The following is a 12,432-nucleotide window of genomic DNA, read 5'->3' as shown; positions in this document are numbered from 1 at the left end:
TTTTGCTTTTAATTATAGCATCTTAAAGGGAAGAAATTAAATCTATTTTAGAGTTCTTTCTTGCGATTGCCCTGTTTTTCAGATCTAATAGCTTCTAAAGTACCCTTACTATGATAATCACATTAATTATATTATAGTAACTATATTAAAAAAATTCAAATCAATTAATTAATAACTGCTCCAACTAACAACTTGCAAATAAAGTATAATCTTGATATTATTATAGATAATCGATATCGATCTTATAAAATAAAATTTAAGGAGCTAAATAACTATGGAAAATAAACTTTTAAGGAAAGTCTTTTTAGCCTTTATGAGGATTCATATTCTCTATCACGCTAAAGAAGAGCCCTTTTTTGGTCTATGGATGATTGAAGAGTTACAAAGTCATGGTTATAGCATCAGTGCTGGTACTCTATATCCAATTCTACACAAAATGGAGGCAGATAAACTTCTTAAAACTGAAGAAAAAACTATTAAAGGAAAAGTACGAAAGTACTACTCTCTCACCCAAAAAGGTCAAAAAGTACTTAATGAAGCTCAGCAAAAAACTAAAGAACTATTCAATGAAATTATTGAATAACTAAAGGAGGTCTCCGGACTTTATGTTTACTTTAAGCAATATTAAGTTTAATGATATATTAGCTATTAACAAACTAGAAATTAAAGCTCGAAAAATAACTTGTATTATTGGTAAAAGCGGTAGTGGTAAAACCACTCTATTAAAATTATTAAACAATATATTAACTGCCGATAGTGGCTCTTTAAAGTATAAAGGCCAAGAAATAACTAACTATAATCCTTTAAAATTAAGACGAGAAATTACTATGTTACCTCAAAACCCAATAATGTTTGCTGATACAATCAAAAATAATTTTGCTAAAACTATGGAGTACACAGAAAATAAAGAAATAAATGAAGAAAGATATATTCAAGCATTAAGACAGGTCGGCTTAAAACATGAGCTTAAGATGGAAGCTCAACAGTTATCTGGAGGCGAAAAACAGCGCTTAGCCTTAGCCAGAATTTTATTATTAGAACCAGAAGTACTACTCCTTGATGAACCCTCCTCTTCCTTGGATGAAAATACAGAAGATATATTAATTCAGATGGTAATCAATTATATAAAGGAAAAAAAGGGAACCTTGATTATGGTTACTCATTCTCAAAGTATAGCTAATAAGTATGGAGAAGTAATTATCAGTTTAGCTAAAGGAAAGATCCAAAAAATTGAACACAGGAGGTAGTACCTGATGGAAGGTCTAATTGAAATTCCTATAATCCGTTTAATTCCAGCTTATGCTTTTATATTAGTTCTATTACTGATAGTCAAACAGCAAGAAATAGGTAACGAATGGGAGATAGTTCTAGCGAATATCCGCATGACTATTCAGCTGATAGCTATAGGATATATACTTACCTATATCTTTGCTAATCCTAGTGTAGTATATAGTTTATTAGTTTTATTAGTAATGCAGGGTTTTGCTATTCAAAATGCCTACGCTCGAGTTAATAATAAGATATCTTTTAGCCTCAAAAAGATTGTTGCTATTGCTATGTTTTTAGGCACCAGCATTACTATTATTTATTTTATTGTAATAATAATAAATCTTCAACCTTGGTATCAACCTCAATACTTTATTCCCCTTTCCGGAATGTTAATTGGTAATTCGATGACCGGAATATCTTTAGGAATAGAAGGCTTAATTAATGGTATGAAAGATAACCAAGAAATGATCGAAAATGCTTTAATGCTAGGTGGAAAACCAGAACTTATTATTAAAGATATAAGTGGGAGAGCCTTTTACAATGCTATACTACCTACTATAAACTCTATGATGGGCATGGGAATTGTCTTTTTACCAGGGATGATGACTGGACAAATTCTAGCCGGAGCAATGCCTTTAACTGCTATCAAATATCAGCTAGCTATTATGTTAGGCATACTTGCTAGTGTAACCTTGACCGTCTATATTATGATCAAATGGGGAGCTAAAACATTTTTTAACGATAGGGCCCAGCTTAAAATAGAATCTTAACTATAAATGTACTCAACTTAAAGAAAAACTCACCTATAAACATTAGTCTATCCTAAAACAAACTATTATTTTTCTTCTGCTAAAATTTCTTGAGAAACATCTATTAACTCTGATAACTGTTCAAGCATTACTTCCTTCATAATTTCCAAAGCTTCAACCATTCTGGGATCACAAATACTGTAAAATACATTTAAGCCTTCTTTTCTAGCACAGACCACCTTTTTTTCCTTCAGTATTGATAAATGCTGAGAAACATTAGCTGCACTAGCCTCCATTTCTTTAGCTAACTCACTAACATTCTTTTCTCCTTCCATCAATAAATAAATAATCTCAATTCGTTTGGGATTAGCAATAGCTTTACAGACTCCAGCGTGAAGTTCGTATAATTTTTTGTTATTACTCAATTTTGACCCCCTTTATTAAAACCATTTTATCAAATTATCGAAAAATAGACCACCCCCTAGATAAGTTTTGTTTGCTTTCTTAAGAGAGTGGCCTATTTTAAAATTAATTTTAAGTTTTAAAGTTATAGAATTGCTAAACTTATTTTTAGAAAATACAAATTTTGATTATACAATTAATCTAACACAGTCTTCTCCACAATTTCCTCTATTGCTTGCACTGCTACTGAATCATCCGGTAAGTCTATTAAGGGCATCCCTTTTAAGTCATACTCCATTATCTGTCTATCCTGAGGTACTGTCCCAATAAGTTCTAAGCCAGTCTTTTCTATCTCTTCTTCTAGCATCTCTATTAACTCTTCATCCACTTTAGTTACTACCAAATATATTTCATCTACGTCTAAATCTATTTCATCCACTATATTCTTTACTCTACCAGCAGAACGAATACCTCTAGCGCTGCTATCACTAATTACAAATAAAATATCAATATCCTGAGTAGTTCTCCTACTTAAATGTTCTAGACCTGCTTCGTTATCCATGATTACATAAGGATAATTAGAACTTAAGTCCTCCATAAACTTCTTCAAAAGATCATTAGGATAACAGTAACAACCCGGGCCCAATGGTCCTCCCATCACTAATAGATCTACATCATCTTCCTCTACTAAAGAACTAGTAATTTGATATTGCATATAACTCATTTTATCCATTCCTCCGGGAGGTCTACCGTCCATATCTTTAAAGTCCTGCAACAACTTAGATATTGTAGTATGCACTTCAAAGCCTAAAGCCTCATTTAAATTAGCATTAGCATCAGCATCTACTGCAAATATAGGTCTTTCTCCATTTTTAAGTAAAGTTCTAATTAATAAAGAAGTAAATGTCGTTTTGCCAGTTCCACCTTTACCAGCCACTGCTATATTCATTAATATCCGCTCCTTATTCAAAAAATTTTAAGTATAACTGGTTTAGTTATGAAAGCCTCCAGTTAGCAATACTTATTCTCCAGCTTGCTATCTCAAAAAGCCTAACTTAACTTCTGTGTTAATATTTAATGAATTCATTAAATATTAACAGTTTGGATTATATCAGTCTAAATGCTTTTTGTCAACTAGCTAGAAAATCTTTGAACTATAAATGTATTAAAAACTCAATAAAACAAAAGATATATATAAGTAATTTCAAAATAATTAGGTTGGTGATACAAATGCAACTAAGCAATCTATTCTTACAATATATTGTCCCGATTATTTCACCTACTTATCTGATAACAAACTTAGTAAAAAATAGCCAAAAAGCTAAACAGGAACAAGAATTAAGAAAAAAACTATTTAAAAAAATTAATAGTATCTACTTCTTTTTAGACTGGTTATTTTTTGGCTTATTGCTCTTATGGTCTTACTGGATAAATATAGCTCCTTTTTTAGCTCGCATAGCCTTCTTTCTAATTTCATACTATGCAGTTTCTCGAGTAATTGAGATTTTCCTAGCCTTATTATTAGATAGCTTAGATAAAATGAAAAATAAACCACACGAGAAAAACTTAAAATACTCAGATAGATATATAATCGCTTTAAAAAGTTATTTAGAATTAATACTAAATTATGGAATAATTTTTTATGCTTTAAGTACTAATTACGCTCAATACCTCTTCGCTTCTCCACAAGGACTCTTTAACAAAAGCTTTAATAATATATTTGAAGCAACATACTATAGTGTCAGCACCATTACTATACTAGGTTATGGGGACATCAGTCCCACTCACTTTCTAACTCAATTATTTTCTATATTTCAAGTATTAACAGGTGTCTTTTTATTAATAGTTACCTTTACTATTTATGTAACTTTGAATTTTACTAATCATAAAGTTTTAAAACCTAAAAAAAGAAAAAGCAAAATTAAAAAAAGCACTCTTCTTATCGGCACACAAATATTATTAATATTTGTGTTAATCATCTTAGGAACAATAAATATAAATCAATGGTTAAATTAGCAATGTATTATCAATTAACAGCTATCTCTTTTAATTGATAATACATTGCTACAATAATAGCATAAATAAGAGGAGTTAAGAAAATAAAAAGAAATTGATTTAAAATATAAATCAAGTAGTCGCTTCCTCCAAAAATAAACGTATAGTAATAATAAGGAATCGAAAAAATAATTCCCAAATATCTTAGTCCAATTACTTTTAAAACATTATCTTTAACTAACTTTTTACTATCACTAAATTGTTTATAATTTTGATCTTCCAAAATTCCTATAATCGGAGCTAATCCATAAATCCCTGCTAAATAGACAATCAAAGCTGCTAACAAAGCAATAATTATATACTTTAAAGTGACTATTTCTACTAAGTGATAAACAGCTATTAAAGTAATAAATGGTAATACCAAAATAGCAAATAACTGAATTACTAAAATCAAAAATCTCAAAACTAATTTTCTTGGACTACTAAAAGACTCTTTAAGTCCTATCTGTTGACCAGTATAAGAACCAGAAATGCAGAGATAAAAAGCAATAATAATCTTAGCCTGAATATATATAAAAACTAATCCTATTAACCAAATCAATAATGACGATATTAAGGTAACTATCACATTCCCCCCAGCCTCACCTTCTCCACCAGCAAAGTGATTAATAGCACTAGGAACTAACCTTACTAAAAAATAGATTACTGAAATAGCAAGCAAAACTTTAAACTTTTCCTTGTAAATATCAAAGCCTTCTTTTACCACTTGAACTAAGTTTAACTTTTTCTTTTGCATAAAACTCCCCCCTTAGTTAAGTATACTATCATTAATCTCAAAATACATCCTCAAATAACCATATTTCTATTTAAATAATACTAGATAATATCAAGCTAATCCTGCTCTCTCTTAAATTATAAACAAAAAAACCAGGTTCAACCCTGGCTTAAAATTCCTTTCAACTTATTAACTCACTTCTTATTCTACCTAGCCATAACTGTAATTATTATCTGCCTTTGTTGGCGCGGACCATCAAATTCACATAAAAAAATATTCTGCCAAGTAGATAAAGCTGCTTCATTATTTATCACTGGAATGGTCTCACTCGGGCCCACTAATCCTGACTTAAGATGAGCATCACCATTACCATCCTGCTTATCGTGCTCCCAAACTCCCCGTGGAGCCAGTTTTCTTAATAATTCAATTACATCATGCTGCACACTATCATCCCAGTTCTCCTGAACCATTATAGCCGCTGTAGCTCCTTGCACATATATATTAACTAAGCCAGTATTTATTTCCGAAGCAGCTACCACCTGCTGAACCTCTTCAGTAATATCATAGAGCGCTTCTCTAGTTTTCGTCTGAACATTGATAGTCTGCTGCATAAGTTAAACCTCCTCAGCAAATTTCATTCTCTAAGTTCTTTCTTTAAATAATTAAGTTTAAAATCCGACCTATCACTAAATAAACTAAATTCTACTAACTTAGGACTAAGATATTCTTCCAATGTTATTCCTTTTTTGGTAATTTCTAGTGCTTCCTCAATTCCCACATATCTAATATGCCAAGGTTCATAACGATAACCCGTAATATGCTCCTTATCTTCAGGATAACGAATAATAAATCCATAATAAGGGGCTACCTCAGCTAACCATCGTCCAGCCTCAGTTTGAGCAAACTCCTCACTCAAACGGTAGTTTAACTCAGCAGTCGAAAGATCCATAGCTAATCCGGTCTGATGTTCGCTATGACCTGGTTTAGCACTAACCCGCTTTGCTTCCTCTACTCCGCGTAATAACACTTGCTGCTTAAAAATCTCTTCTTGTCGCTGATAAGAACGATAACCAGAAACACCAACTAAATCTATCCCCTCTTTTTCAGCTTGCTTAAACAAGTTTTCTAACATCCAGGCTGCTTCCCAACGCATCTTCTTTCGCGAGGAATTTTCTGCGAAAGGAAAAGGAATATCTACTACTATTAAATCTGGAGGAATAAAATCCGGGGCTAATCCTTGCTCTTTATTAACTAGTACCAATCTAGATAAAGGATTATCAACAGTTCTTTGCTCAGTAATTAAATCAATTTCATAAGTAAGTAGCTTCTCCTTTATACTTACTTGTTCTTTTTTTAAATCAAGCTCCTCTTCTTTAAGCAAATCCTCTGTTAAAAAAAAGATACCAGGCCCTATTACTTCTAGCTGAAGCATTAATAATAACAATAACAGATAAGTAAAAAAAGCCAACTTCATTTTATATTCCTCAGCAAATAGTCGTTTGTCTATATTCATTGCTAATTTCCTCTCTATCAAAAATAACTTTTAATATTAAGAATTAAATAATTTTGCTATATTTGCTTACATTATAAATAATACTAGCTAATTTTAAACTAGCTTTGCTGAATAATAAAAGCTAAGTAATAAATATCTAAATTAAAGTTTAAATTAATAACTATTATTCTTAAAAAACGCTTTAAACTTTCTAGTTTTTTTGCTATAATTAACCAATAGGATTACATTATTTTGCTACTATTAATTATAAAAAAATTTTTGATTAAATTAGGAGGATTAAAATGGTTTATGAATCACTAGGTAAATATATCTTTATAACTTCTAAACATCTACATTACTATTTAAATAAAAAGGTCGATAAATTAAATATCACTAGTCACCAAGTTGCCCCTCTAGTTGAACTTTATGACAATGAAGGCATCTCTCAAAATGAATTAGGAGAACTATGTAAATTAGACAAAGCTGAAGTTACTAAAAGATTAGATGCTCTTATAGAAGCTGGATACATAACCAAAAAAAGCTGCAAGGAAGACGCTCGAGTGAAAAGACTATATATAACAAAAAAAGGACAAAGCATCCGTGATGAATTAAGAAGTATTTTAGATAAAGTCACCGAAATATTAGCTCAAGACTTTTCCCGAGAAGAAAATATAATAGTTAGACAGCTATTTGATAGAATGTCTAATAATCTCTACCAAGAAGTACTCAAATTAAAAGACAAATAAAACGCAGACTAGCTTCCAAAAGACTCATTAAATTAGATTTTCCTTTCTTTTAATCTATTAGCTCAACTAAGCTTTAGACTAACGATTTATAAGTATATCGCTAATCAATATACAAACAATAATTTTAGGCAACATCCCGGCCCATGATAAAACTAAATAAGTGGAAAACTTAATTTCTGTAGAACCGTAAACATAGTTTTGTAAATTAATCGGAAAAAAGGGTATTAATCTAGTAAATAATAAAACTCTCCATTTATACTTAGCAAACCATTGATCAATTTTTTCTTTTAAGTCCTTCTTATTCAACCAAGATTTAAGAGAATCTCTAGCAAAATAACGCGATAAAATAAAAGAAATTCCAGCTCCTAAAATAAAACCTAGCGAAGCTAATAAACCTCCCTTAATAGCGCCAAAAGTAATTCCGGCTGCTATAATAAAAAAGGCATTAGGTAAAAAGAAAACTATTGCTAAAGCATATATTACAATAAAAAGTAAAGGTCCTAGATAACTCCAATTGATAATCCAATCTCTAAAGTGATTAATTTTATTAACATCTTTATAGTTAAAATAGTCTAAGATATCAAAAAGTTTAACCATGACTAAAGTAATAATCAAAAAAATAGGCATTAACAACTTTTTAACGCTAACAAATTCCCTTAATTCAATCATAATAAATCCCACCATTCAAATTATTTTAGCCCCACCAATTTAATTTTTTCAGCTGTTGACAAAGCCAAAACTTTAATTTATATTTATGATTAGCATTATTATTTTATTGGAGCAAGCTACTTCACTTACTATTATAAACCAAAAGTTAATAAATCTCAACAACTTAGGAGGATAAATGATGAAAAAATATCTGTTTATTCTAGAATTAACCGAAGCAAAGCAGCTTATTAATATTTTTGGCGAAAGTGTTATTACCAATATTAAAAAGAAAATTGATTATAAATTCAAAAAAAACGCTCAAAAAATTCTCGAAAGACATCAAATAATCTCAGAAGTAAAATCGTACTTTGGACGCTGGCAGCTATCTTTTATTATGGAAGAATCAAAGTTAATGGTAGATCCTCAGGAACAACAAAACTCCCTAATTAAAGCCGCTCAAGAAAAAATAGAAGCCATTTTAAAAGAAGAGTTCGGAGCAGCTACTGGAAGTAAGATTGATTTCAAGCTAGCTATCTTTCCTTATCCTGAAAACTCTCAAAAAACCAAAATTAATGAATACTTAACTAGCAAGTTAGCCGAATACTCAATGCCTACTGAGAAATATAAAAACTTAGTAAGCAAAACTAAGTTCGAGGAAATCATTAATAACAGAAAGATCACTACCTATCTTCAACCATTAATTAATTTAAAGAAAGAAAAAATAATAGGCTATGAAGTGCTTACCCGCGGGCCCGAAAATACTCCCTTATTTTCAGCAGCTGATCTCTTCGGAGCAGCCAATCACTTCGGTTTAATGAAAGAACTGGAATTAGCAGCAGCCTTGCAAGGTCTAGAATGGGGGTTGAAATTGCCTGATAAATATAAATTATCTATTAATGCAAGCCCCGAATTATTAATCGATGATAACTTTTATCAGCAATTATCACAAAATAAATATCAACAACTATTACCCAGAACTATCCTAGAAATCACAGAACATATGCCCCTAGAAACAGTTAAAGAAATACAGCAAAAAATAGAAGCTTTAAAAGAGCTAGGTATAAGTATTGCTCTTGATGATACCGGTTGTGGCTTTTTTGATATGAATACGGCCCGCAAGTTAAGGCCAGAAATTTTAAAGTTATGTATTACTGTTATTAACAAAATAGATAAAGACCCTAAAGTTCAAGCAGCAGTCTGTCAAACTACTGCCGAAGTTAAAGAATTGAAGGCTGCTGTACTAGGGGAAGGTGTAGAACGCAAAGAACAAGTCCAAGCATTAAAAAAATGTAATGTCGATTTTACTCAAGGTTATTATTACGAGCATCCCCAAGCTGCTGTGAAAGTCATTGACTCTTTAAATTATAATTAATTTGAGTTACATATAGATTCTTTACTTCAAAAAACTTAATCAATAACGAAAATTAGTGTAAAAAACTTTTTTGTACAGGAAAACTATCTAAGTATAAAGAATATCTATATTAGTAGTAAAAAATCAGCAATTAACAAATCTTACTTAGGAGGTATCAATCAATAATGAACCTAAAAAACATTAATTTAAAAACAAAATTACTAGCTATCTTTTTAGCAACTGCTGGAATAATTACCTTAATAATTGGTTTTTCGATTTGGAATCATCAACATAACTTATTAGATTCAATTATCGAAGATAATATGAAATCTAATATAAATAATGTCGAAGCTGCCTTAAACCAAAAAAGTAATGAAGCCTTAGCTATCAGCTATACTATAGCTAATACACCTCAGATAATTGAAGCAGCTGAGACTGAAAATAGAGGATTAGCTATGGAGACTATAATTCCTACCTTTACAGCTTTAGAAGAGGAGTTTGATTTATCAGTAATCCACTTTCGCTCACCAGCCGATACTTCATTTCTGCGGGCCCACAATCCCGATAACTGGGGAGATACTACTACCCGAAGCTCTATTCTGGACGTAGCCGAATCCGGAGAAACCCGCCAAGGATTTATCGAAGGTGCCTACGGAATGGGAATGCGAGGCTGGAGCCCTGTAATTGCAGACAATGAAGTAATAGGTACTCTAGAAAGTAATATAAACTTCTCAGAAGAAATACTTACTGAACTAAGCCAAAACTTAGATGTAGAATTAAAAGTTTACTTACCCGAAAATGAAACAGATTACGATCTGCTGGCCAGCACTACTGATTTAGAGCTAAATATTGACTCTCAGCTATTAAATCAAGCCCGCGAAGAAATAAGCGAGGTAGCCCAAGACCAAGATACGGCTTATGCTTTTTTACCTATCAGAGACTATGACGGTGAAGTGCTTACAATTATTGGTGTTTTTGAAGATATTTCAGAGTATAATACCTTAATCACTAGCAGTACATTTAGATTGATAATTACTATTTTAATCATAGGTCTTTTAAGCTTAATACCTCTTTATTATATTCTACAACGCTCCTTAAAACCTGTAGATGAACTAGTAAACATAGCTAAAAAGGTTACCGAAGGCAACTTAACTGTTAGAGCTACTAATACTGATAGAAGTGATGAAATAGGCATTTTAGCTAAAGCCTTCAATTCAATGATTGATGAATTAAGAGATATTGTAGAAGGAGTAACTCAATCAGCTCGAGAAACCTCAGCAGCTAGCGAAGAGCTAGCAGCTCAAAGCGAAGAAGGTAATGCCTCTATCCAACAGATTAAGAATGCTACTTCTGAGTTTGCTTCTACTACCGAAGAGCTTAGCAACAGTTCGCAAGAAATAGCAGAAGCTACCGATACAGTAAATGACTTAGCTAATGATAGTTTAGAAAAGATGGAATTAACCGAAGCACAGATGCAGGAAATTATCACTTCGGCCGAAAAAGCTAATCAAACTATTCAACAATTAGATACTTCTTCCCAAGAAATTCAAAATATTACCGAGGTAATAGCCGATATTGCTGAACAGACTAACCTATTAGCCTTAAACGCTGCTATAGAAGCTGCTCGTGCAGGTGAAGAAGGACAAGGATTTGCTGTAGTAGCTGAAGAAGTTCGTGAATTAGCCGTACAGACTCAAGAATCAATTACTCAAATCGAAAAAGTAGTCAAACAAATAACAGCAGATACTAAAAAAGCTGTAGAAGTCATTGAAGACAATAACAAAGAGATCTCCCAAGGGGCAACTACTTTAGAAGAAGCCAGCTCCTTCCTTCAAGAAATTGTAGAGCAGATCGGTATTATCACTGATCGAATCCAGGGGATTGCTAACGCTAACCAAGAGTTAACTGCTAGTAGTCAAGAAATCTTAGCTAATACCGAAGATCAATCTACATTAATGGAAGAACTCTCCAGCTCCACTGAAGAATTAACCGCTATGGCTGAAGAGTTAAGTGCTTTGGTAGAACAGCTTCAAGTTTAATCAAATAAAAAAATCCCTCCTTAATTAAGAAGGGATTTTTTTATTTTAACACTTCTTTTTCTTGCTTTCGCCAGTTCAAAACTTTAATTACCACTGGCGAAGTCAACATCTGGCGAAGTCAACATCTGCACAATAGCATAACAGACCGCTGGTATCACTACTATCTCTGCTAAACCAGCAGTATAAGCCACAGCTACAGCTATACTAAACTCTTTAGTACTAGCTGTAAAGAGTAAAGCAATATGATCCTTCCTTTCATTAATTACCGGCTTGAATAATAAAGCTAAGCCATAGCCTATCAAGTTAAGTAGCAATTGAACTCCCAAAATACCTAAAGCATATAATTTATAATCCATTATAAAAGTAGCACTATCAGTAACCACCGTAAAAAGCAAAAGTAAATATAGATTAGAAGAAATAAAGGAATATAAAGGTTCATACTCGATAACCTTTTCTGTAAACTTAGTCCGTAAGGAAACACCAGCTAACATCGGTATCACAATAATTAAAAATAGTTCTAAAATCAAAATAGAAGCTGGAATTTCAAACTCTATTCCTGTCAACAGCAAAAGTAAAAAAGGCAAAATCAGAGGAGTTAAAGCGGTATTGATAGTATTCATCATAGCTGCTAGGGCCGTACTTCCCTTAGCTAAATACACTAATAAAGGGGTAGAAACATCAGTAGGTAAAACCCCCACTAAAACCTGACCTAAAATCAAGTCAAAATCAGTAAAAAATAATCTACCTAAAGCTAAGCTGATAATCGCCATTGGACCAAAGACCAATCCTAAAGCAAGTAACAACAACTTCCACTTCTGCAAAGCTATTTTAACCTCGGAAAAATCAAAAGTTAAACTGATTACGAACATCAATAAAGCCAGAAAGGGGGACAGGGCAATCGCAAGAAAGAACTCTAAAATAGATTTAATTTCTTCCCTTTAAGATGCTATAATTAAAAGCAAAAAG

14 protein-coding genes are annotated in these 12,432 nt (G+C 31.9%); 7 read left to right on the top strand and 7 right to left on the bottom strand.

From position 1 onward, the window contains the following. The first annotated feature begins 274 nt into the window (after nucleotides 1–274). The 3 genes from MWH30_RS12335 to MWH30_RS12325 are packed head-to-tail and all read left to right on the top strand — an operon-like array spanning nucleotide 275 to nucleotide 2,039. Nucleotides 275–583, top strand: a complete 309-nt coding sequence (locus tag MWH30_RS12335) for a PadR family transcriptional regulator (protein ID WP_248664396.1) — start codon at nucleotides 275–277, stop codon at nucleotides 581–583. A gap of 22 nt (nucleotides 584–605) precedes the next feature. Continuing rightward, a complete protein-coding gene (locus tag MWH30_RS12330; RefSeq protein ID WP_248664395.1) occupies nucleotides 606–1,247 on the top strand; it encodes an ATP-binding cassette domain-containing protein in 642 nt (213 codons plus the stop codon). Nucleotides 1,248–1,253: 6 nt separating this feature from the next. Beyond that, a complete protein-coding gene (locus tag MWH30_RS12325; protein WP_248664394.1) occupies nucleotides 1,254–2,039 on the top strand; it encodes an ABC transporter permease in 786 nt (261 codons plus the stop codon). A gap of 65 nt (nucleotides 2,040–2,104) precedes the next feature. Here the strand turns inward: MWH30_RS12325 and MWH30_RS12320 are convergent, their stop codons facing one another. Both MWH30_RS12320 and MWH30_RS12315 read right to left on the bottom strand, forming a co-directional pair. Next, nucleotides 2,105–2,443, bottom strand: coding sequence for an ArsR/SmtB family transcription factor (locus tag MWH30_RS12320; protein WP_248664393.1), 339 nt, complete (start codon nucleotides 2,441–2,443; stop codon nucleotides 2,105–2,107). Between the two features lie 173 nt (nucleotides 2,444–2,616). Then, on the bottom strand, nucleotides 2,617–3,369 hold the full coding sequence (locus MWH30_RS12315) for an ATP-binding protein (protein WP_248664392.1): 753 nt from the start codon (nucleotides 3,367–3,369) through the stop codon (nucleotides 2,617–2,619). A gap of 281 nt (nucleotides 3,370–3,650) precedes the next feature. On the opposite strand from MWH30_RS12315, the gene MWH30_RS12310 reads away from it, so the two are divergent. Then, nucleotides 3,651–4,436 carry a potassium channel family protein gene (locus MWH30_RS12310; protein WP_248664391.1) on the top strand — a complete coding sequence of 262 codons (786 nt, stop codon included), beginning with the start codon at nucleotides 3,651–3,653 and terminating at the stop codon, nucleotides 4,434–4,436. Nucleotides 4,437–4,446: 10 nt separating this feature from the next. Here MWH30_RS12310 and MWH30_RS12305 read toward each other — a convergent pair whose 3' ends face one another. From MWH30_RS12305 to MWH30_RS12295, 3 genes are all read right to left on the bottom strand, one after another. Further along, nucleotides 4,447–5,211, bottom strand: a complete 765-nt coding sequence (locus MWH30_RS12305; protein ID WP_248664390.1) for a hypothetical protein — start codon at nucleotides 5,209–5,211, stop codon at nucleotides 4,447–4,449. Between the two features lie 185 nt (nucleotides 5,212–5,396). Beyond that, nucleotides 5,397–5,801, bottom strand: a complete 405-nt coding sequence (locus tag MWH30_RS12300) for a secondary thiamine-phosphate synthase enzyme YjbQ (RefSeq protein ID WP_248664389.1) — start codon at nucleotides 5,799–5,801, stop codon at nucleotides 5,397–5,399. A gap of 23 nt (nucleotides 5,802–5,824) precedes the next feature. Continuing rightward, a complete protein-coding gene (locus tag MWH30_RS12295; RefSeq protein WP_248664388.1) occupies nucleotides 5,825–6,703 on the bottom strand; it encodes a M15 family metallopeptidase in 879 nt (292 codons plus the stop codon). A 281-nt stretch (nucleotides 6,704–6,984) separates the two neighbouring features. On the opposite strand from MWH30_RS12295, the gene MWH30_RS12290 reads away from it, so the two are divergent. Next, nucleotides 6,985–7,428: a MarR family winged helix-turn-helix transcriptional regulator gene (locus MWH30_RS12290; protein ID WP_248664387.1), complete on the top strand. Its 444-nt coding sequence runs from the start codon at nucleotides 6,985–6,987 to the stop codon at nucleotides 7,426–7,428. 78 nt (nucleotides 7,429–7,506) lie between these two features. On the opposite strand, the gene MWH30_RS12285 is transcribed toward MWH30_RS12290, so the two are convergent. Beyond that, on the bottom strand, nucleotides 7,507–8,097 hold the full coding sequence (locus MWH30_RS12285) for a TVP38/TMEM64 family protein (protein WP_248664386.1): 591 nt from the start codon (nucleotides 8,095–8,097) through the stop codon (nucleotides 7,507–7,509). A gap of 178 nt (nucleotides 8,098–8,275) precedes the next feature. Between MWH30_RS12285 and MWH30_RS12280 the strand changes: the two genes are divergently transcribed. Both MWH30_RS12280 and MWH30_RS12275 read left to right on the top strand, forming a co-directional pair. Beyond that, complete coding sequence (locus MWH30_RS12280) at nucleotides 8,276–9,448, top strand: EAL domain-containing protein (protein WP_248664385.1); 1,173 nt, start codon at nucleotides 8,276–8,278, stop codon at nucleotides 9,446–9,448. Nucleotides 9,449–9,612: 164 nt separating this feature from the next. Further along, nucleotides 9,613–11,466 carry a methyl-accepting chemotaxis protein gene (locus MWH30_RS12275; protein WP_248664384.1) on the top strand — a complete coding sequence of 618 codons (1,854 nt, stop codon included), beginning with the start codon at nucleotides 9,613–9,615 and terminating at the stop codon, nucleotides 11,464–11,466. 83 nt (nucleotides 11,467–11,549) lie between these two features. On the opposite strand, the gene MWH30_RS12270 is transcribed toward MWH30_RS12275, so the two are convergent. After that, nucleotides 11,550–12,347 (bottom strand): bile acid:sodium symporter family protein, encoded by a 798-nt coding sequence (locus tag MWH30_RS12270; RefSeq protein ID WP_282706325.1) that lies wholly within the window; start codon nucleotides 12,345–12,347, stop codon nucleotides 11,550–11,552. Between the last annotated feature and the right edge of the window lie 85 nt (nucleotides 12,348–12,432).

The sequence above is a fragment of the Fuchsiella alkaliacetigena genome, from assembly GCF_023227765.1.
Taxonomy (GTDB): Bacteria; Bacillota; Halanaerobiia; order Halobacteroidales; family Acetohalobiaceae; genus Fuchsiella; species Fuchsiella alkaliacetigena.
Note: the sequence above shows the minus strand (reverse complement) of the source record. Positions and strands in the feature narration are given on the sequence as shown.